At 45.0% G+C, this 21,382-nt stretch carries 19 protein-coding genes and 1 riboswitch; of the genes, 16 read left to right on the top strand and 3 right to left on the bottom strand.

What is annotated here, in order from left to right; genetic code table 11:
* The first annotated feature begins 29 nt into the window (after window positions 1-29).
* The 7 genes from MKX30_RS02185 (at window position 30) to MKX30_RS02155 (ending at window position 6,715) form a co-directional block, all read left to right on the top strand.
* Window positions 30-1,583 carry an ABC-F family ATP-binding cassette domain-containing protein gene (locus MKX30_RS02185; RefSeq protein ID WP_023988981.1) on the top strand — a complete coding sequence of 518 codons (1,554 nt, stop codon included), beginning with the start codon at window positions 30-32 and terminating at the stop codon, window positions 1,581-1,583.
* A gap of 93 nt (window positions 1,584-1,676) precedes the next feature.
* A riboswitch (TPP riboswitch) is annotated at window positions 1,677-1,785 on the top strand.
* A gap of 264 nt (window positions 1,786-2,049) precedes the next feature.
* Complete coding sequence (locus tag MKX30_RS02180; RefSeq protein WP_023988980.1) at window positions 2,050-2,643, top strand: thiamine phosphate synthase; 594 nt, start codon at window positions 2,050-2,052, stop codon at window positions 2,641-2,643.
* Window positions 2,644-2,707: 64 nt separating this feature from the next.
* Complete coding sequence (gene thiO, locus MKX30_RS02175) at window positions 2,708-3,856, top strand: glycine oxidase ThiO (RefSeq protein ID WP_023988979.1); 1,149 nt, start codon at window positions 2,708-2,710, stop codon at window positions 3,854-3,856.
* The gene (thiS, locus tag MKX30_RS02170) at window positions 3,853-4,056 is read left to right on the top strand and encodes a sulfur carrier protein ThiS (RefSeq protein ID WP_013310519.1); all 204 of its coding nucleotides are present in this window, start codon (window positions 3,853-3,855) and stop codon (window positions 4,054-4,056) included. Before thiO ends, thiS begins: the two co-directional genes overlap by 4 nt.
* 2 nt (window positions 4,057-4,058) lie before the next feature.
* Complete coding sequence (locus tag MKX30_RS02165; protein WP_076159169.1) at window positions 4,059-4,826, top strand: thiazole synthase; 768 nt, start codon at window positions 4,059-4,061, stop codon at window positions 4,824-4,826.
* Window positions 4,823-5,884, top strand: coding sequence for a ThiF family adenylyltransferase (locus tag MKX30_RS02160; protein ID WP_023988977.1), 1,062 nt, complete (start codon window positions 4,823-4,825; stop codon window positions 5,882-5,884). Before MKX30_RS02165 ends, MKX30_RS02160 begins: the two co-directional genes overlap by 4 nt.
* A 138-nt stretch (window positions 5,885-6,022) precedes the next feature.
* Complete coding sequence (locus tag MKX30_RS02155; protein ID WP_023988976.1) at window positions 6,023-6,715, top strand: response regulator transcription factor; 693 nt, start codon at window positions 6,023-6,025, stop codon at window positions 6,713-6,715.
* A gap of 58 nt (window positions 6,716-6,773) precedes the next feature.
* On the opposite strand, the gene MKX30_RS02150 is transcribed toward MKX30_RS02155, so the two are convergent.
* Window positions 6,774-7,271: a C40 family peptidase gene (locus tag MKX30_RS02150; protein ID WP_023988975.1), complete on the bottom strand. Its 498-nt coding sequence runs from the start codon at window positions 7,269-7,271 to the stop codon at window positions 6,774-6,776.
* A 280-nt stretch (window positions 7,272-7,551) separates the two neighbouring features.
* Entirely contained in the window at window positions 7,552-8,193 is a 642-nt protein-coding gene (locus tag MKX30_RS02145) for a thiamine diphosphokinase (RefSeq protein WP_023988974.1), read from the bottom strand.
* A gap of 148 nt (window positions 8,194-8,341) precedes the next feature.
* Here MKX30_RS02145 and MKX30_RS02140 point away from each other — a divergent pair, with 148 nt between their 5' ends.
* Complete coding sequence (locus tag MKX30_RS02140) at window positions 8,342-8,806, top strand: low molecular weight protein-tyrosine-phosphatase (RefSeq protein ID WP_023988973.1); 465 nt, start codon at window positions 8,342-8,344, stop codon at window positions 8,804-8,806.
* A gap of 144 nt (window positions 8,807-8,950) precedes the next feature.
* Here MKX30_RS02140 and MKX30_RS02135 read toward each other — a convergent pair whose 3' ends face one another.
* A complete protein-coding gene (locus MKX30_RS02135; protein ID WP_023988972.1) occupies window positions 8,951-9,685 on the bottom strand; it encodes an alpha/beta hydrolase in 735 nt (244 codons plus the stop codon).
* 255 nt (window positions 9,686-9,940) lie between these two features.
* Here MKX30_RS02135 and pdhA point away from each other — a divergent pair, with 255 nt between their 5' ends.
* From pdhA to MKX30_RS02095, 8 genes are all read left to right on the top strand, one after another.
* Complete coding sequence (gene pdhA / locus MKX30_RS02130) at window positions 9,941-11,008, top strand: pyruvate dehydrogenase (acetyl-transferring) E1 component subunit alpha (protein WP_013310511.1); 1,068 nt, start codon at window positions 9,941-9,943, stop codon at window positions 11,006-11,008.
* A gap of 100 nt (window positions 11,009-11,108) precedes the next feature.
* On the top strand, window positions 11,109-12,089 hold the full coding sequence (locus MKX30_RS02125) for an alpha-ketoacid dehydrogenase subunit beta (protein WP_013310510.1): 981 nt from the start codon (window positions 11,109-11,111) through the stop codon (window positions 12,087-12,089).
* 34 nt (window positions 12,090-12,123) lie between these two features.
* Window positions 12,124-13,737, top strand: a complete 1,614-nt coding sequence (locus tag MKX30_RS02120; protein ID WP_023988971.1) for a 2-oxo acid dehydrogenase subunit E2 — start codon at window positions 12,124-12,126, stop codon at window positions 13,735-13,737.
* Between the two features lie 3 nt (window positions 13,738-13,740).
* The gene (gene lpdA / locus MKX30_RS02115; protein ID WP_023988970.1) at window positions 13,741-15,162 is read left to right on the top strand and encodes a dihydrolipoyl dehydrogenase; all 1,422 of its coding nucleotides are present in this window, start codon (window positions 13,741-13,743) and stop codon (window positions 15,160-15,162) included.
* A 254-nt stretch (window positions 15,163-15,416) separates the two neighbouring features.
* A complete protein-coding gene (gene thyA, locus MKX30_RS02110; protein ID WP_023988969.1) occupies window positions 15,417-16,211 on the top strand; it encodes a thymidylate synthase in 795 nt (264 codons plus the stop codon).
* A 17-nt stretch (window positions 16,212-16,228) separates the two neighbouring features.
* Window positions 16,229-16,717 (top strand): dihydrofolate reductase, encoded by a 489-nt coding sequence (locus tag MKX30_RS02105; protein WP_023988968.1) that lies wholly within the window; start codon window positions 16,229-16,231, stop codon window positions 16,715-16,717.
* A 238-nt stretch (window positions 16,718-16,955) separates the two neighbouring features.
* Window positions 16,956-18,443 carry a glutamate synthase subunit beta gene (locus MKX30_RS02100; protein WP_341062400.1) on the top strand — a complete coding sequence of 496 codons (1,488 nt, stop codon included), beginning with the start codon at window positions 16,956-16,958 and terminating at the stop codon, window positions 18,441-18,443.
* Window positions 18,444-18,970: 527 nt separating this feature from the next.
* Window positions 18,971-21,319 (top strand): type IA DNA topoisomerase, encoded by a 2,349-nt coding sequence (locus MKX30_RS02095; protein WP_341057639.1) that lies wholly within the window; start codon window positions 18,971-18,973, stop codon window positions 21,317-21,319.
* The last annotated feature ends 63 nt before the right edge of the window (window positions 21,320-21,382 follow it).

The following is a 21,382-nucleotide window of genomic DNA, read 5'->3' as shown; positions in this document are numbered from 1 at the left end:
CGATGACAATAAGGAGCCAAAAACAGCTTATGAGTTTATTGACTGTAGAAAATGTATCTCACAACTTTGGGGACCGCGCATTATTTAAAAATGTTTCCTTTCGATTGCTTGCGGGGGAACGTGTAGGTTTGGTAGGAGCTAACGGTGTCGGTAAATCGACACTCATGAACATTCTGACTGGAAAATTGCTTAAGGATGAGGGTAAAGTGGAATGGACTCCACGTGTACGTTACGGCTATCTGGATCAGCATACCAAGCTGACACCGGGCAAAACGGTACGTGATGTTTTGAAAGACGCTTTTCTTCCTTTGTTGGAATTGGAAAAGGAAATGATGCAGATTACTGACAAAATGGGGGATGCTTCTCCTGAAGAGTTGGAAGTGCTGCTGGAACAGATGGGTGAAATTCAGGAGCAACTGGATATGGGGGATTTTTACCTCATTGATGTGAAGGTTGAAGAAATGGCGAATGGACTAGGTCTGTCGGCCATAGGACTGGACCGGGATGTATCTGCACTTAGCGGTGGGCAACGGACAAAGGTGCTTCTTGCTAAGTTGCTGTTGGAAAAGCCAAATGTCCTGCTGCTGGATGAGCCTACCAACTATTTGGATGTAGAGCATATTGAATGGCTTACGCGCTATTTGAAGGATTATCCCTATGCTTTTATTCTTATTTCACATGATACTGAGTTTATGAACCAGGTCGTTAATGTTATTTACCATCTTGAATTTGCCAAGATGACCCGTTATTCAGCTAACTATGAAAAGTTTCTTGAAATGGCGGATCTGAACAAAGCTCAGCATATTGATGCTTATGAGAAGCAACAGGACTTTATTAAGAAACAGGAAGATTTTATTCAGCGTAATAAAGCGCGTGCCTCTACATCAGGCCGAGCAAAGAGCCGTGAAAAGCAACTTGATCGGATCGAACGTATAGATAAGCCTGAAGAAGCTGCGAAGCCAACCTTTCAATTCAAAGAAGCACGTGCAAGCGGAAAGACGGTATTTGAGGGTATTGATTTTGAGATTGGTTATACGCATGCCCTTTTGCCTAAAATGTCCATGACGATTGAACGTGGCGAAAAGATTGCTATTGTTGGCTACAACGGTGTCGGTAAATCGACATTGCTCAAAACCATATTGGGAAAAATACCGCCAATCAGTGGAAAAACCTATCAAGGTGATTTTTTGCAGCCCGCTTATTTTGAGCAGGAAGTAAAGGCGGAGAAAATTACACCGATTGACGATGTGTGGAATGAATTCCCACATTTGAACCAGCATGAAGTACGAGCGCATTTGGCGCGTTGCGGTTTAAAGAATGAGCATATCACGCGTCCGCTATCTGCGCTCAGTGGTGGAGAACAGGCTAAAGTCCGTCTTTGCAAACTGTTAATGCGTGAAAGCAACTGGGTACTGTTCGATGAGCCTACCAACCACTTGGATGTTAAAGCTAAGGATGAGCTGAAACGTGCCTTGAAGGAATACAAAGGGACCGTATTGCTTGTATCTCACGAACCGGACTTTTACGAGGATTGGGTAACCAAAACGTGGAATGTGGAAGAGTGGTCAAGTAAAGTTAACTAACATCAACTAAATCCAATTCTGCATATTTCACACGAAGTGGGGTTTGCAGAATTAGGAAAATATGCTAAGCTATCTTTAGCTTATACAATAAAATAGTCACACTAGGGGAGCCGCCCATGCGGCTGAGACGGAATAAATGGATTTCGGACCCTTTGCACCTGATCTGGGTTATGCCAGCGTAGGGAAGTGAGCGCCGTACAAACAAGGCAACACCATCTTATTTTTGTTTGTGCGTGGGACGATACACGTATACGGATATCATTGTCCGTTCGATTATTGGACGTTCGTTAAACCACTTCCTTGGGGAAGTGGTTTTTTTGCGTTTCGTTCACTTTAAGTTGTTCGAGCTTCCGTAGACGATTCACATACAATCCTCTTTCATTACTGCTGGTAGACGTGACTGGCTAAGCTTAGATCTTTTAGTCCAATGTGAGGTGAAGACAAAATCGAATTACACGCAATTTCGATGGAAAAGGGCACTTTTGCACAAGCAGCCCAAGTGGCTGCTGTGATTTGTCCGTATGTTCATTATGTACACGCACGTTTAAAACAGAATGGTGCCTCTGCATTGCTATCTTTGACTCGCAGCATGGTGGAGCAGGGAGTTCCTTTGCAACAAATTGTAGTAAATGATCGTGTGGATGTAGCTTTACTTACTTTGGTTGGAGCCGTCCAGCTACCAGCTAATGGATTACCTGTAGCGGATGTGAAAAGCCTACTTCCAAAGGGTACACGCTGTGGAGTATCTGTGCATTCCTTGAAGGAGGCGCAGACTGCCGAGCGGGTAGGAGCGGACTATGTACTTTATGGTCACATATATGAGACCCATTGTAAGCCCGGTATTGTACCACGGGGTTTAGCTCAGCTTGAACATATTTGCAGGCTGTCGAACATTCCGGTGATCGCGCTGGGCGGCATACAACCGCACCATATCCCGGAGCTTTATAGGGCCGGAGCAAGCGGAATTGCGGTGATGTCTGGTATATGGGAGGCTGAGTCGCCCGTTGCAGCTGCGCTGGAATACAGGCGAATGGCAGATCTTGTAGTTCACAACCTGTAGCGAGAAAACGAGAGTAGAGGCAAGCTGAAAGCAGAATGGTTTATGGAGAGGAGACACGGAACAAATGCCAAAGATACACACAGAGGCAAGAGCGATAGGACACGCTGAATGCTTGGTCATAGGTGGAGGTGTCATCGGCAGTTCCATTGCTTACCATGTGGCCAAGGAGGGAAGAAGTACGATCATGCTGGAACGATTGATCCCGGGTGAGGGAGCCTCAGGAGCAGCGGTTGGAATGCTGGCAGCGGAAAGTGAAGAGTTCACCGACTCTGAGCTGGCACGGTTTGCTCGCATAAGTCGAGACGCATTCCCTGAGCTTGTCTGTGATCTGGAGCGTTTGTCAGGTATTTCGGTGGAATTCCGTACAGAAGGATTTGTGACTCCTTTCCGTACGGAAACTGAAGGCCAAAAACGCTGGAAAGCTGCTAAAACGCGAGAGGATGATTGTCCTATCTGGTGGGATGCGAAGGAATTGGCCCGACGAATTCCAGGTTTGGATGAACAAGCGATCGGGGCAATATATCGTTCAAAAGAGACACAAGTGGCTCCTGTCCAGCTTTGCCGTGCTTATGCAGGTGCTGCTGCGGTGCTGGGGGCAACGGTATGGTCTGGTACACAGGCAGAGCAACTGGTCATACAGAATGGTCGAGTTTGCGGTGTTCGAACAGATAGTGGCTTTTTTTCCTGCGATCAGGTCATTATTGCCGGAGGCTTGGATAGCATGAAATTGCTAGCGCAGGTTGGATTTGAATATCCACTTTATCCGGTCAAGGGCGAAGCGGTAGCGGTCTCCTTGAAGGATCACCCGTTAGAATACACCATTTATGCTGATGATATTTACCTCGTGCCTAAACAGAATAACGAGCTTTGGATTGGGGCAACGAGCCTTCCGCATCAATATGACGAAGAGGTGACCGTAGGAGGCTTGGAGGGGTTGCTGGCACGTGCCTCTGCTTGGCTGCCGCGCGTCCGTGAAGCTTCTTTTATACGCACTTGGGCGGGCTTACGTCCGCAGGCCGCATCAGGTCATCCTTTTATAGGCACTGTCCCTGGGGTCGAGGGCGTATATGCTGCCGTCGGGCATTATCGCAACGGTGTCCTGCTGAGTGATGCTACCGGGCGTGCGCTGGCAGCTATGCTTAATGGGGCTGGTGCAGCTGAACTTGGGATAAGTAGATTTTCTTCTGAGCTCCTCAAGGAGGAAAGCTTATGAAGCTGACGATTAACGGCCAGAGCCTGACCTTTTCTAATCGAATCACTCATGTGGATCAATTGCTACATGAGCTTGATGTAAAGGTGAAAACTGTAGTGGTAGAGCTGAATCGGCGTATATTGACCCGTGAAGATCATGATGAAGCAGTACTGAAGGATGGAGATTGCCTAGAGATTGTACATTTTGTGGGAGGCGGTTGATCATGTTAACCATTGGAAAAGCATCTTTTACCTCAAGGTTGTTGTTGGGAACAGGAAAATTCACTGATCTGGATATCCAATCCCAAGCCGTAGAGGCTGCTGAGACGGAAATATTGACGTTTGCTGTACGGAGATTGAACTTGGAGGAACGGGATAAGCAGCATTTTCTCGATATGCTGGATTTGAGCCGATATACACTTCTTCCCAACACAGCAGGGGCTACAACAGCAGAGGAGGCCATTCGTATTGCCCAATTGGCAAAAGCCTCCGGCTTGTGCGATATGATTAAGGTGGAAGTCATTGGGGATAGCAAGACACTGCTGCCTGACCCTTTTGAAACGTTGAAAGCTAGTGAAAAGCTGTTAGAAGAAGGCTTTATCGTGCTGCCCTACATATCGGACGATGTGATTCTAGCCAAGAGGCTACAAGAGCTTGGAGTACACGCCGTTATGCCTGGAGCTTCACCGATTGGTACAGGACATGGTTTGCTCAATCCGTTTTCATTAGAGCTAATTATTGAACAGGCGGAGGTTCCGGTTATTGTCGATGCGGGTATTCGCTCACCCAGTGACGCGGCAATGGCTATGCAGTTGGGGGCAGATGCTGTTTTGTTGAACACAGCCGTATCAGGAGCGAAGAACCCAGTAAAAATGGCTGAGGCCATGAAACTGGCTGTTCGTGCTGGAAGATATGGTTTTGAGGCGGGGATGATTCCTGTAAAACGTTACGCTTCAGCGAGCAGTCCGACAGAAGGCATGATTCAGGCATGAAGGTATCTGACAAATCCGGTGCAGGAGGAACACATCCAAGTGACCGTTATTCCAGACAAGAAAGATTCACACCCTTTGGACCGACAGGACAACGTCGGCTTGCTTCCTCTCACGTATTAATCATAGGTGTTGGAGCGCTAGGCACAGGTATTGCGGAAACACTTGTTCGCGGGGGCGTAGGTACAGTGAGCCTCGTAGACCGGGACTATGTGGAATGGAGCAATTTGCAGCGCCAACAGCTTTTTCAGGAAAGTGATGCTGCGCAAAGATGTCCCAAAGCAGTAGCTGCTCAGCGAAGATTAAAGGATATTAATTCGGAAACGGTTATACATGCACATGTACTGGATGTTAGGGTGGAAGAGCTGGAAGAGTTGATCCAGGGGGTAGATCTCATAATGGATGCAACCGATAATTTCGATACCCGACTTCTTATGAATGACATGGCACTAAAGCATCGGATTCCTTGGATTTATGGGGGATGTGTGGGCAGCTATGGTGTAACCTACACCATTTTACCGGGTCAAACGCCTTGTCTTCACTGTCTGCTGGGAACTGTGCCGTTTGGTGGTGAAACCTGTGATAGCGCCGGGATTATTCCGCAGGCCGTACAGATGGTCACGGCTAACCAAACTACGGAAGCTTTCAAACTTCTGGGTGGATATCCAGAAGATTTGAGAGGAAAGCTGCTTTCGTTTGATTTGTGGAAAAATGAGTATGTAGCGATAGCAGTAGATAGCGTTAAAAAGGAGAATTGTCCTTCTTGCGGCAACCAACCGACGTATCCCTACTTGTCGGCCTCTCATCGGCAGAAAACAGATGTTTTGTGCGGCAGGGATACCGTTCAAATTAGACCAGCAAACCCGACACATCTGAATCTTGCGGAAATAGCAGATAGATTTGCTTCTTTGGGAGAAGGAGAAGTAGAGCAGAATCCGTTTTTGGTTTCCTTTAGTACAAGCGAGCATCGCTTGGTTGTTTTTGCAGATGGCAGAGCGTTGATCCATGGGACAAAGGACGTGGCAAAAGCAAGAAGTCTGTATCATCGCTATTTGGGTTAAACCATAAAAGCAGAAAGCCATTCTTTGGAGAATGATTTTCTGCTTTTTTGTTACAATAATATTAATATGCTTTAATGGCTTATAACAAACTTGTTCGTATCCAATGTAATGCTATGTCCAAACCAGGTGGGTGAAAAGATGAGCCCGTTAATTTTACTTGTGGATGTAAATGAAGCGTCTCCCGTAATTGTTCTTCCATTGGAGCAGGCAGGTTATCAGGTGGTACATGTTAGCAATACATCGGATGCAAGCTCTTATGCAGCCCACAATCCGGTGAATTTGCTACTCCTGAACATAGGAGATGAACAGGCGGATACACAAGGCTTGATTCGCATTTTGCAGCAAAACCATCCTCATGTCCCGCTATTTGCAATGACTTCATCAGATGAGGAGGACCATATTGTTTCCTGCTTTGAACAAGGGGCACATGATGTGATCGTTCTTCCCTTTTATCCTAGAGTTTTTCAGGCAAGAGTGGCTAATTTATTGCGGATTTTTGGTATTGAACGTGATGTGAAAAGGGCGATCGAAGCGGGTGATTTACATATAGACAATGCAAGCAGAATGGTGAGCAGAGGGGGACAAAAGCTGGAACTAACTCCGAAAGAATTTGATCTTTTGCTTCATCTGGCGATACATCTTAACCAAGTTTGTAGCAGGCAGCAAATTCTGAAGGATGTTTGGAAACATGATTATATCGTTGATACGAACGTAGTAGACGTCTATATCAGACATTTGAGGGTTAAAGTAGATAAAGGGTATAAGTTTAAAATGATCCGTACGGAACGAGGTATTGGTTATTCACTCAGAACACCAACCGTATCAGAATAGCATAAGGTATATAAAAAAGCCGGAACTTTTCGTCCCGGCTCGCATATTTCAAAATGAGTTACAGCACGCGGCGTGCTTTAATGTATGTTCTTTTCCAGTTGCTGGAGTTCAAATCGGAGATGGTCACGCCAGGTCCGCCGTAAGTGTGTAAAATTTTCCCCCCGCCCATATAGACTGCTACGTGGGTAATGTTGCGTCCTGTGGCACGGCTACCGCTTGAAAAGAACACTAAGTCACCTTTTTTCAAATTGGACTTGGATACGGCATGTCCGACTTTAGACTGTTGAACAGAAGTACGTGGCAAATCCACTCCGTATTTCTTGAATATGTGCTTCATAAAAGAAGAACAGTCAAAATTACGTGTAGTGCTCGTGGAAGCTCCAAACTTATAAGGAGTTCCCATATATTTTTCACCGTAGTTAATTACTTTTTGGCCTACTGAAGTAGTAGTGGCAGCTTGTGCCGTATTTGTTCCCTCAATTGCAAAAGTACCAAAGCCGATAGTGGCTGCGACCCCTGCTATAATTACCTTTTTTATGATTTTATGCATATTCATGTTGTAAGTACCTCCAGAAATTGATTTGTGCAATATTTTGCTGAGTTGCTAACTAACTGACAGCGTTGAGTATAACAGTTTTGAAGCCGCCTAATAGTTGGAAAAGAACTCTCAAATGCTTGAGGGACAAGACTTACACAGCGTTTATTAAAAAACGATTAAAAATTACAATTTGTAAAAAATATATCGATTCATAGATCTCTATAAACGGAAAAACCCTTGTTAATCAAGGGTTTTGAGTGAAAGAACAATCTGAACAATGGTTACAACAATGTCATAATTAATCCTTGCTTTGAATAACGAGTAGTAGACCGCTTTTGATGGAAATCGTACCTTTTGAAGCCGTTAGCTTATTACTGACAGCACGCGATTGTCCCATTTTGAGGGTGGCATTATGTAGCGGATACATAAATCCTTCCAGTTGTATACCTGTTACTTCGGAAGTCATAGGAAGCAGCGATGTATATGTATAGCCCATAGGCTGGATCTCAAGCGTTGATCCGGTGAGCTCAATATAATTATGTGCGTCCATAATAGCGCAGCTAATATGATGCTGCATTGCGCGTACCAATATTTGAACATTAGCTAATGTGTGATCCATCCGGGTGCCAGTCACACCAAGCAACAATACATGATCTACGTGCTCGTCCATAGCGATTTCCAAAGCAAGCTCAGTATCTGTTAAGTCTTTAAGTACTGGATCACACGCAATCATACGTTGGCTTGCTAATTCTACCTTTTCTTTTTCCTCTGGTGTGATCGAATCAAAATCTCCTACAGAGACATGTGGTGTAATACCGTGTTCGATCAGGAAAAGAGCACCTTTATCTGCACCTATAATAAAATCATCGGGTTGTATTTGATGTAAATCTTCTTCATTAAGACGACCGCCTGAAAATACAATCGCTCGTTTTTTTGTCATAATCAACATCCTTTCTTTCTGATACGATCCTATATATACCATCGTTTTTAAGTATACCGCGTTAAATATGGCTTGCACAATTTTGGAGGACACGGATACAATGAAACAGAAAAAAGGAAGTGTAACGTGTAATAGGAAGGAGAACGAAATGATTAACGTTTTGTTTGTATGTTTGGGCAATATTTGCCGCTCTCCGATGGGGGAGGCGATACTGAGACATAAGGCGCAGGAACGGGGATTGGGTGCAGAAATCGGGGTAGACTCGGCCGGGACAGGCGACTGGCACATCGGAAATCCCCCGCATGAGGGAACACTAAAGCAACTTAAGCTGCATGGAATCAGCGAACAAGGCATACAGGCGAGGCAAGTAACGGGCCGCGATTTTGACGCGTTTGATTATATTGTGTGCATGGATGACTCCAATGAACAAAACATGCGTAAGATTGCAGGTGGGGCGGAGGCTGATATTCTAAAATTTATGGATTTGCTCCCTCAAGAAAAATTAAGAGAAGTACCCGACCCGTATTTTACAGGGAATTTTGAAGAGACCTATCGATTAATGGACGCAGGGTGCGACGCCTTGCTGGACAAGATCATAGAAGAAAAGCTATAATGTGAACGAAAGATGACGGCAATAATTGCCGTTTTTCGTTATACACTTTTGAAAGCGTAACCAAATTATGAAAAAGAGGAAGGAGCTTTATGACCTATTAGGTCAATGCTCTCATTCCCCTTAGTTACCTGGAAGAATATTTACTCAGGCGCGATCCAAAAAATACATTAGCGCGTCAGGCAACTCGTTTTGCCAAAAGCCCCACAAATGTTTGCCATCCTTTTCACGGTAAGAAACTTCAGCGTTCCGTTCGCGCAGCAAATCTGCACATTGACGGTTAAGCTCTACAAAGTTGTAAATGCCAGTATCACTCTCAAATGCATCTTCCTGAAGGCCAACTGTCATCCACACCCGCAAATGAGACAGATCTTTCTCACCGGCGATGATTTCCTGCGAAGCTTCATAGTAAGCACCTGAGAGGCTGATAATGCGGTTGAATAGCTGAGGATACATCAAAGCCAAATGCAGAGACACACTGCCTCCCAGTGAATCCCCCGCCAAAATGCGGGACGCTGCATCTTTTCTTATAGGATACTTTTGCTCTACATAGGGAATAATTTCTTCTGCAAAGCAGGCGGTATACGCCTCAAAACGATTGCCAAAGGGAGCATACTCCTGAGTTCTGATTTTGGTATTCACTTCCACTCCTACAATAATGAAGGGTTCGACGCCCTCATCTAGAATGAGGCGGTTGGCGTGAGTTGCAATGCGGCCAAAATTGAAAAATTCTTCTCCGTCCTGACAATATACGACCGGGTAGCTCAATATTTCATTATAGCCGGGCGGCAAATAAATCCGGAGAGTTCTGGTCTCGCCAAGAAAGCGGCTGTCTACTTCGTCTTTAAGGATGGTTCGTTTTAAATACCGAGAATCCGTCATTTTTCGTCACCTTTCTTGGGTATTATTTTGCATTCGGGATCACAATAAGTTAAGATTACCCTGATTGCAATAGATGTTTAAAATTTCAATCATGTACTAAGCTGTTATAGTAAAAAACATACCCTGTTACATACACAAAAATGTGGCAAACTCAAAAAAAATAACTAAATCTTTGACGCGAGCGATATAACAGGTGTATAATAATCCTATAACAGCGGAACTTGATATTCAAATTTTTTTGTTGAGGTGAAGAAAATGAGCAAGGTTCCTTATGAAGTTTACACAGAGGAAGTTGAGGCGCTGTCCGTACTTTCTCCAGATGGTGAAATTATCAATAAAGATATGTTGCCTAAACTTACAGATGATCAATTGAAAGAAATTATGTATCGAATGGTATTTACACGTACTTGGGATGACCGTGCCGTTAACTTAGGCCGTCAAGGACGTCTCGGTTTCTACGCTCCGGTATCCGGACAAGAAGCAACCATGATTGGTAGCGAATATGCGCTCCAAAAAGAAGACTTTATTGCTCCAGGCTACCGCGATATTCCGCAAATCGTTTGGCATGGCCTGCCATTATACCAAGCTTTCTTGTATTCCCGTGGTCATCAACACGGCGGCCAAGTGCCGGACGGTGTTAATGTACTGATGCCGCAAATCATCATTGGCGCGCAAATTTTGCATGCTATGGGTATTGCGATGGGTTACAAACTGAAAAAGCAAAAACAAGTCGCCATTACATATACAGGTGACGGCGGTTCTTCCGAAGGTGATTTCTACGAAGGCCTGAACTATGCTGGTGTATACAAGTTGCCAGTTATTTTCTTTGTGCAAAACAATGGTTACGCGATCACGACTCCATTCTCAAAACAAACGGCTGCTCTTTCGATCGCTCATAAAGCAGTAGCTGCTGGTATTAAAGGCGTGAAAATTGACGGCATGGACGTGCTTGCAGTTATTAAAGCCGTTCAAGAAGCTGCAGAACGTGGACGTAATGGCGAAGGTGCTACATTGATTGAAGCCGTAACGTACCGTTTCCGTCCGCATTCCCTTTCTGATGATGCAACAAAATATCGTTCCAAAGAAGAAGAAGGCGAATGGAATGCGAAAGATCCGATTGCCCGCTTTGCGAAATACCTTGAGAAAAAAGGTCTTTGGACTGAAGAAGATACAGCTCGCGTAAAAGAAGAAGCTAAGGCAAAAGTGAACGAAGAGATCAAAAAAGCCGAGAAAACAGAGAAAATGACAATTCCTGGCCTGATTGATAGCATGTTCGAAACAACGCCTAAGCACTTGGAAGAACAAAAAGCTGATTTTAAATAATTGAACTTAAAAGAGACCGGGCGGTAACCCGATCCGGTCTGCTTTTCGATTGACCTGAACTGAAATTGATCTGTCAATGTTTAAGGAGGAAATGAAGCAAATGGCACAAATGAACATGAAAGAAGCGATTCGTGACGCACTGCGCGTAGAGTTGAAACGCGACCCTAACGTCCTGCTTTTCGGTGAAGACGTAGGTCATGTAGGTGGCGTATTCCGCGCTACGGAAGGTCTGCAAAAAGAATTTGGCGAAGAACGTGTATTCGATACTCCGCTAGCGGAATCCGCAATCGGGGGTCTTGCTGTGGGTCTGGGTATTCAAGGCTTCCGCCCTGTAGCTGAAATCCAGTTCGTAGGCTTTATCTTTGAAGCGCTCGATCAAATGGCAATTCAAGCATCCCGTATGCGTTACCGTTCCGGTGGACGTTACAATTCTCCAATCGTATTCCGTACACCTTTTGGTGGCGGTGTTAAGGCAGCCGAGCTGCATACAGATTCCCTGGAAGGTCTTCTGGCTCAAACACCTGGTATCAAGGTTGTTGTTCCTTCCAACCCTTACGATGCAAAAGGTCTTATGATCGCGTCTATTCGCGACAATGATCCAGTATTTTTCATGGAGCATTTGAACCTGTATCATGCATTCCGCGCTGAAGTTCCTGAGAATGATTACACAGTTGAACTGGGCAAAGCTAATGTAGTTCGTGAAGGTTCCGATGTGACGATCATTACTTACGGTATGATGGTACACACTTCGATTAAAGCTGCTGATGAGCTGGAAAAAACAAAAGGTATCAAAGTAGAAATCATTGATTTGCGTACCATTAGCCCGATTGACATTGATACCGTTGTTGCTTCTATTCAAAAAACCAATCGTGCCATCGTTGTTCAAGAAGCGCAAAAGAGCTCCGGTGTAGCTGCTGAAGTTATTGCACAAATTAACGAAAAAGCAATCCTGCATCTGGAAGCACCCGTTCTGCGTGTAGCAGGTCCGGATACCGTTTATCCTTTTGCTCAAATTGAAGATACTTGGTTGCCAACGCCAACACGTATCATTGATGCGGTTAATAAAGTATTGGAATTTTAATTAAAGCACACCGTAAATTTGGGAGGTTTTAAACGTGGCTAAATTTGAATATAAATTCCCGGAGCTAGGTGAAGGTCTTCACGAAGGCGAAATCATCAAGATTCACATCAAGCCCGGCGACAAAGTAACAGATGAAGATATCATCATGGAAGTACAAAACGATAAGGCTGTAGTTGAAGTTCCTTGTCCGGTTAATGGTACAGTACAAGAAGTATTTGCCAAAGACGGCGACATCTTTAACGTAGGTCAAGTCGTAGCTGTAATTGATGCAGAAGGTGAACTTCCTGAACAAGAAGATGCACCAGAAGCACCAGCTGCTAGCCCTGAACCAAGTGCTGCTGCACAAGGCGGAGTTGCAGGTACAGCTAGATTTGAATATAAATTCCCAGAGCTGGGTGAAGGTCTTCACGAAGGCGAAATCATCAAGATTCACATCAAGCCCGGCGACAAAGTAACAGATGAAGATATCATCATGGAAGTACAGAACGATAAGGCAGTAGTTGAAGTTCCGTGTCCAGTCAATGGTACGGTTCAAGAAGTATTTGCCAAAGACGGCGACATCTTTAATGTAGGTCAAGTTGTGGCTGTAATCGCTGCAGAGGGCGAACTTCCTGAACAAGAAGATGCACCAGCTGCTGTGAAACAAGAAGAGGATGCTGCAAAAGGCGGAGCTAACACAAAACCAGTTGCAACACCTGCTGCTTCTAACAAAGACGTATTGGCCACACCTAGCGTCCGCAAATTTGCTCGTGAGCAAGGTGTAAACATCGCTCAAGTGAGTGGCTCCGGCAAAAATGGTAAAATCACCAAAGAAGATGTAGAAGCTTTCAAAAATGGTGGAGGTCAAGCGGCTGCACCAGTAGCGAAAGAAGCTGCAAAAGCACAAGAGCCTGCTAAGAAAGAAGCGAAAGCTGCAGCACCATCCGCACCAGCAACAGATCCACGTGCTGAGGAAGAGCGCGTACCATTTAAAGGTATCCGCAAAGCTATTTCCAATGCTATGGTTAAATCGGCTTATACGGCTCCGCACGTTACGATTATGGATGAAGTAGATGTAACTGAATTGGTTGCTTTCCGTACTCGTATCAAACCAATTGCTGAGAAGAAAGGCACAAAAGTAACTTACCTGCCATTCATCGTAAAAGCTTTGGTTGCTGCTTCCCGTCAATTCCCGGCTCTGAATGCCACGATCGACGAAGAAGCAAACGAAATTGTCTACAAAAAATACTACAACATCGGTATCGCTACAGATACAGACAACGGCTTGATCGTTCCTGTTATCAAAGATGCTGATCGTAAGAGTATCTGGATGATTGCTGATTCCATTCGTGATCTAGCTGTGCGCGGTCGTGATGGAAAATTGGCTGCGAATGAGATGAGAGGGAGCACAATCTCCATCACTAACATCGGTTCCGCAGGCGGTATGTTCTTTACTCCAATCATTAACTTCCCTGAAGTTGCGATTTTGGGTACTGGCCGCATCAGTGAAAAAGCAGTCGTGAAAAACGGTGAAATTGTAGCTGCTCCAGTAATGGCTCTTTCCTTGAGCTTTGACCACCGTATTATTGACGGTGCAACTGCTCAAAACTTCATGAACTATATCAAACAGCTGCTCGCTAACCCTGAGTTGCTTGTTATGGAGGTGTAATCAATGGTAGTAGGAGACGCTTCTCTGGATATTGACACATTGGTTATCGGTGCGGGTCCTGGCGGCTATGTAGCTGCCATCCGTGCCGCACAATTGGGACAAAGCGTATTGATCGTTGACAAATCTGAGCTGGGCGGTGTCTGTCTGAACCGTGGATGTATTCCATCCAAAGCTTTGATCTCTGCAGCTCATCAATACGAAGCAGCTAAACATGGCGAGTCTTTCGGTATTACGGCTGAGAACGTAAAAGTAGACTTTGCTAAAACACAAGAATTCAAAAACGGTGTTGTTAAGAAAATGACAGGCGGCGTAAGTGGCTTGCTCAAAGGCAACAAAGTTGAAGTTTTCAATGGTGAGTGCATGTTCATCAACGAAAACGAAGCGCGTGTATTCAACGAACATGAATCACCACGTTACCGTTTTAAAAATGCAATTATCGCAACAGGTTCCCGTCCAATCGAACTGAAACCATTCCCATTTGGCGGACGCATTCTGTCTTCTACAGAAGCATTGAACCTGCCTGAAATTCCGAAAAGCCTGATCGTAATCGGTGGTGGATACATTGGTGCAGAACTTGGACAAATGTACTCCAAATTCGGTTCCAAAGTAACGATCATTGAAGGTATGGATACAGTGCTTCCTGGTTTCGACAAAGATATGACTTCAATCGTTGCGAAAAGCATGAAGAAAACTGGCATCGAAATCTTCACTGGCGCTAAAGCGGAAAGTGCAGAGCAAACAGATAAAGACGTAACAGTGAAATTCTCCGTCAACGGCGAAAGCAAAGAAGTAACTGCTGATTATCTGCTTGTAACTGTTGGACGTCGTCCAAACACTGACGGTGAACTGGGTCTGGATCTGATCGGCCTCGAACTAGATGAGCGCGGAATGGTGAAAGTTGACCACCAAGGACGTACTAGCATTCCTCACATCTTTGCAATCGGCGATATCGTAGCTGGTCTTGCTCTGGCGCACAAAGCTTCTTACGAAGGTAAAGTAGCTGCTGAAGCAATCGCAGGCGAGCCGTCTGTAGTAGATTACAAGTGTATGCCGGCTGTCGTTTTCACAGATCCAGAATGCTCCAGTGTAGGCTACACAGAGACACAAGCCAAAGAAAAAGGCTACAATGTCAAAGTTGGCAAGTTCTCTTATGGAGCAAACGGTCGTGCGGTTTCCCTGAACGCTGCTGAAGGTTTTGTGAAAATCGTAGCTGACGCTGACACAGGTCTGGTACTGGGTACGCAAATCGTAGGTCTGGAAGCTTCCAACCTTATTGCTGAGCTGGGTCTGGCGATTGAAATGGGTGCTACACTCGAAGATATCTCCTTGACTATTCATGCTCACCCTACATTGGGCGAAATCGTTATGGAAGCAGCGGAAGTCGTGCTGGGTCATCCGATCCATGCATTGGCACCACGTCGCTAATACCATTTTTCATTATCTCGTTTTTGGTTTTCATACATGACAAAGAGAGGCAAGGAGCGCTATATCTGCGCTCTTTGTCTCTTTTTTTTCAAGCTTTAGGATTTTCAGGACTACCATGAAAATTCACACAGTACATGGTCAACGAAGCACCGTACATGATAAACTAAATATAGATATTGGTGCAGAAAAAGAATTTTAAAGATTAGAATCTGGCGATGCCAGGTTTTTATTCATGCTCAAAGGAGAGGAATAACGTGCGTAACTATTTGGAACTGCTGGAGGATATTTTAGAGAATGGAGTAAAAAAAGAGGATCGTACAGGAACGGGTACACTATCTGTTTTCGGAAGACAACTTCGTTTTGATTTGGCCAAGGGCTTCCCCTTGGTGACCACCAAAAGAGTACATTTGAAATCCGTTATTCATGAGCTGTTATGGTTTTTGCGGGGAGATACCAACATTTCTTATCTCAAGGAGAACGGAGTTACCATTTGGGATGAATGGGCGGATGAGCAGGGCAATCTGGGGCCTGTATATGGATCACAATGGCGCTCGTGGGAAACAACAGATGGACAACATATTGACCAAATTTCGAATGTCATTGAGGCTATTAAAAATAATCCGGATTCACGTCGACACATCGTCAGTGCTTGGAATGTAGCTGAAATCGAATCGATGAAGTTGCCGCCATGTCATTTTGTATTTCAGTTCTATGTAGCTGGAGGGAAACTTTCCTGTATGCTAACGATGCGTTCTGTGGATACCTTTTTAGGGTTACCGTTCAATATCGCAAGTTATGCATTGCTAACGCATATGGTTGCACAGCAGTGCGGTTTGGAGCCCGGCGAATTTATTTGGTCAGGCGGCGATGTGCATATTTATTCAAATCATATGCAGCAAGTGCATACGCAGTTGGAACGTGATCCTTATCCGTTGCCTCAGTTGAAAATTCTGCGCAAGCCGGATTCGATTTTTGATTATACCTACGACGATTTTGCTTTTGAAAATTACGAGTATCATCCAGGGATTAAGGCGCCTGTCGCCATCTGATTAGAGGAGGTGGAAAAATGGGCATTTCAATGATATGGGCTATGGCACAAAATGGTGTGATTGGCCGGGATAACAAACTTCCCTGGCGCCTCCCTAGAGACATGGCTTTTTTCAAAGAGCAGACGATTAATAAAACGGTACTCATGGGACGCAAGACGTGGGAATCTTTTGGAGGAAAAAGCCTGCCAAACCGACGTAACGTCGTCTTGACTCGAGATCAGCGCTATCAGGCAGAAGGTGCGGAAGTAATTCATTCACTGGAAGAAGGGCTCCAATTAGCAAAGCAGGAGGAGTTAATGGTCATTGGAGGAGCGGAGATTTATTCACTGTTTTGGCCACATGCTGATCGGCTGATTGTGACTCGGATTGAGGAGACTTTTGAAGGCGATACAACCTTCCCTGAGCTGGGTTGGAACGGCTGGAATATAGTCAGTGAGACCCCGGGTATCAAGGATGACAAAAATCCCTATGAGTATCGTTTTGTTGTTTACGAGAGAACGGAATAAGAATAGACTGTATCCGACCCCACTCATTTGAAAAATTAATAAACCATATAAAAAATCCTTTTGGCTGTTGATGCAGAAAGTTGCATAAGTTTTCATCACTTTTACGCTGTATTGTGATACAATAAATCAAATTCAACGAGAACAGACCCTTTCATAATACAAACAGACAAATTCGAATTTGACTTAAATTCTGAATGGATGATCGGGGTTCATAAGCGAAGAGATGGGGGAACGTAACATGTCTACACCAACTGGATTTATGGAATACACACGGCAGCTTCCTACAGACCGGGACCCGGCAGAGCGTATAAAGGATTGGGAAGAATTCCATAAGCATATGTCCGAAGAAGAGCTGCGTACCCAAGGGGCGCGTTGTATGGACTGCGGAACTCCTTATTGTCATACGGGGATGGATATCATGGGAGCAACTTTAGGCTGCCCGGTTCATAATCTCATTCCGGAATGGAACAATCTCGTATATCGTGGTTTGTGGAAGGAAGCACTAGAGCGGCTGCACAAAACGAATAACTTCCCGGAATTCACAGGTCGTGTCTGTCCTGCGCCATGTGAAGGTTCGTGTACAGTCGGCCTGATCGGACAGTCTGTTACAATTAAAACCATTGAGGAAGCTATTATCGAAAAAGGCTTTGAGGAAGGTTGGGTCGTTCCTAATCCGCCAGAAAAGCGTACAGGCAAACGTGTGGCTGTTGTTGGTTCGGGTCCGGCAGGTTTGGCTGCAGCTGCTCAGCTTAACAAAGCAGGGCACAGCGTGACTGTGTATGAGCGTGCGGACCGTGTGGGTGGATTATTGATGTATGGAATACCGTCTATGAAATTGGATAAGAAGGTTGTTCAGCGGCGTGTGGATTTGCTAGAGGCTGAAGGTATTCAATTCATCACAAATACGGAAATCGGCAAAGATATCCCTACCGATCAGTTGATTGCTGAATATGATGCGGTTGTCCTATGCGGTGGTTCTACGAAGCCAAGAGAATTCAACATTGAAGGTAGCGATTTGAAGGGTGTTCATTATGCGATGGACTATCTGAATGGTACCATCAAAAGTTACTTGGATTCCAACCTGGAAGATGGCAACTATTTGTCCTCCCAAGGTAAAGACGTTATTGTAATCGGTGGTGGTGATACGGGTTCAGACTGTGTAGCTACTTCTTTGCGTCATGGTTGTCGGAGTGTCACTCAATTTGGTACTCACACCAAAGCGCCTATGGAGCGTGACCCGATTGCCAATCCTTGGCCACAATTTCCAAACGTGTATTCTCTCGATTATGCACAGGAAGAAGCGAAGGCGCTGTACGGAGAAGATCCGCGTGAGTTCTCCATCATGACGACCAAATTTGTAGGTGATGAGAACGGTAATTTGAAAGAGCTACACACCATTCAAATTCAACGGATTGTTGATGAAACGGGCCGCAAAATCTATCAACCGATTCCAGGTACGGAGCGCATATTCCCTGCACAAATTGCTCTTATTGCCATTGGATTTGATGGTCCTGAGCAAACGATTGTAGAGCAAATTGGTTTGGAGACGGATCGTCGCTCCAACGTTAAAGCACGTTATGGAAAATATGTTACCAATGTAGATAAGGTTTTTGCTGCAGGTGATATGCGTCGCGGACAAAGTCTTGTCGTGTGGGCTATTAATGAAGGTCGCGAAGCTGCACGAGAGGTTGATAAATACCTCATGGGCGCTACCGTTTTGGTGTAATTATAAATTTTATGTTACGGATCAGTCAAAGCTCCATCTTCGGATGGGGCTTTATTGTATTTCAAGCTGAGTCTGTCAGAAGCGATAAATGAATAAATGATTATTAAGCTGTGAAACATTGTGAAATTGATGTTAGTTAATGTAACTTCAATTTAATTATCTCACCATATATTTCTTATCTATATTGATCATAACATAAAAAAGAGCGTTTAGTGTAGCTTTTTTATAGGAAAAAGAATTAATTCACAAGAAAATTAGATAAAATCCGATATTTATGTAATATAAATTAACATATACATAACTTTTATTGACTGTTTAAAATCATGACCTGAGAGAAGCATGGCATCTATGGTATAATACACGTATATTGTTGAAGCGTTTGACTAAATGAATTTACAAAGGAGCTTTCATCGGGAGAAGGCTCCTTTTGCATGAGGCCAGGATACCTGTGTTTTCATTAACATTCCATGTATATGTATGATTCATGGAGGAGAAACAGAAGGCCGTCAGGAAGGAATGGAGTATGAATGAAGACGTTGATTATTGCTGAGAAACCAGATATGGGACGGACGATTGCCGCTGTTATGGAGCCGCGGGCTAAAAATAACCGTACCTATTTGGAAGGTGAGAAATACATTGTAACCTGGGCGATCGGACATTTGTTGGGTTTGGCTGAGCCGGATGCATACGATGATAAGTACAAACGATGGAATATTAAGGATCTTCCTATTATCCCTGAGCAGTTCAAAATTGTACCGAATCCGAAAACAAAAGATCAGCTGAAAATGATTGGTGAACTGGCTAAACGCTGCAATGCCATCGTAAATGCTTGTGATGCTGGACGGGAAGGGCAATATATTTTTGCGTTGATTCAGCAGCAATTGAAGTTGCATCAGCCAGTTAAGCGGCTGTGGATTTCAGATTTGACAGCGGAAAGTATTGCGACAGGCTTTGAACGATTGCGAGATGCTTCGGAGTTTGAATTTCTGACTCAAGCTGCGAGGGCACGAAGTGAAGCGGACTGGCTGATCGGAATGAATGCTTCCAGAGCGTTCACAACACGACATAATACACTGCTGTCAGTAGGACGGGTGCAAACTCCCGTGCTGGCACTGATTCATGACCGGGAAAAGGAAATTGAGGCATTTCAGTCTCAAACCTTCTATGATGTGTGGGCTGAATTTAAGCAAGAACAGATCAAGTACAAAGGTGCGTGGCAGGGGGATCGGTTGACGAAGCCAGAGGAAGCTGAGGCGATCGCTGCGGCCGTTCGCGGAAAAACAGGTGAAATCACCAAATATGATACTAAGCAGACAAAAGAGTATCCTTTTAAATTGTACGATTTAACGCTGCTTCAACGCGAGGCGAATGCCAAGTACGGTTATTCGGCCAAAAAAACACTGGATGTGGCACAAGCGCTTTATGAGCGACACAAGGTCATTTCCTATCCGCGTACCAATTCTAACTATGTGACAGAGCAAAATATAGACGGCATGCACAAGGCACTACGGATGCTGGGGACAGGTCCTTATGCTGATCTGGTACAACAAGCCAACCCCAATTTGGTCCATAAACAGAATAAATCGGTCTGCAATCCATCTCGTGTTGAGGATCACCATGCTATTCTGCCGACGTTAAAAAGGCCAGGAACGCTAAGCAAGGAGGAGCAAAATGTATATGACCTGGTTATTCGCAGGTTTTTATCACATTTTTTCCCGCCTGCTGAATATAAAATGCATACCGTAATGACGCAGGTGGACAAGCATCTGTTTAAAACAAATATCAAAGAGCTTCTTTCCTTGGGTTGGAAAGTAGTTTTAAGTAAGGTTGATCAGGATAAAGGTAAAAAGAGCAAATCACCGAAAAAAGAGGATGAAGAGGAAACGGACGAGTGGACGGATAAGAAGTTTGAGATTGATGCGGGGCGTCCCGTGGATTGTGTTCGGGCCGAGATGAAAGAAAAGGCGACTCAGCCCCCTAAAAGCTACACGGAGGGTACATTGCTTAAGGCGATGGAAAGCGCGGGCAAACAGATGGAGAATGAGGAATTGCGTGAGGTCATGAAGGACGCCGGTTTAGGCACACCTGCGACGCGGGCCGCCACAATTGAACGATTGAAAAAGGTTGGCTATATTGAAATGAAGGGCAAAAAGATTCTTATTACGGAAAAGGGAAAGATGGCTATTGACCTGATCCGTCATGCTGGGGTTGATCTATTAGCCTCGCCGGAGATGACTGGTCAATGGGAACGTCGTCTACACCAAATTTCCAAAGGAGAGGCGGCTCAAGAGAAGTTTATGGATAACGTTAAAAGATTTACGTTGTCCATCATTGACAAGGTGAGGCAGCAGCCACCGGCTCCGGCAAATGCCTTTGGCGAGGAAGCAAGGGGAAAGCGTACAGCTGGAAAAGAAGGCGCACGTAATGCACGCGCGAGTGGAGGCACCGCCGCTAAAGGGGTGGGGCGTGCTACATCAGGACGCGGTGGAAGCGCAACGCTGGAGCAGGCAGCAGCACCAGCAAGTCGTGCTGCGGGAACAGCGGGTTCCGCTGCACGCAGCTCCTCCGAAGGAGCCTCAGGCTTTTCGGTGAGCCAAAGGCAAGCTTTGGGTAGCTGCCCACGCTCTAATTGCGGCGGAAGCATTATAGAAGGCCGCAAAGGGTATGGGTGCAGCCACTACAAGCAGGGTTGTGGCTTTGTCGTCTGGAAGGAATATGCTGGAAAGCAGATTACCGGAACGATGCTCAAATCTCTGTTGACGAAGGGACAGACGCAATTGTTGTCTTTTAAGCGTAAAGATGGATCGACCGTCAAAGCGCGAATTGTTCTGAATGAACCAGGTACAGGACAACTTAGCGTTCGAGAGGAATCCTGAGACAGGGTTTAGACCACCATTTTGGCTGAATCAAAGGTTGAATAACATTTTAAAAACAAAAAA

This window comes from Paenibacillus sp. FSL P2-0173, from assembly GCF_038008045.1.
In the GTDB taxonomy this organism is placed as follows: domain Bacteria; phylum Bacillota; class Bacilli; order Paenibacillales; family Paenibacillaceae; genus Paenibacillus; species Paenibacillus polymyxa_B.
Note: the sequence above shows the minus strand (reverse complement) of the source record. Positions and strands in the feature narration are given on the sequence as shown.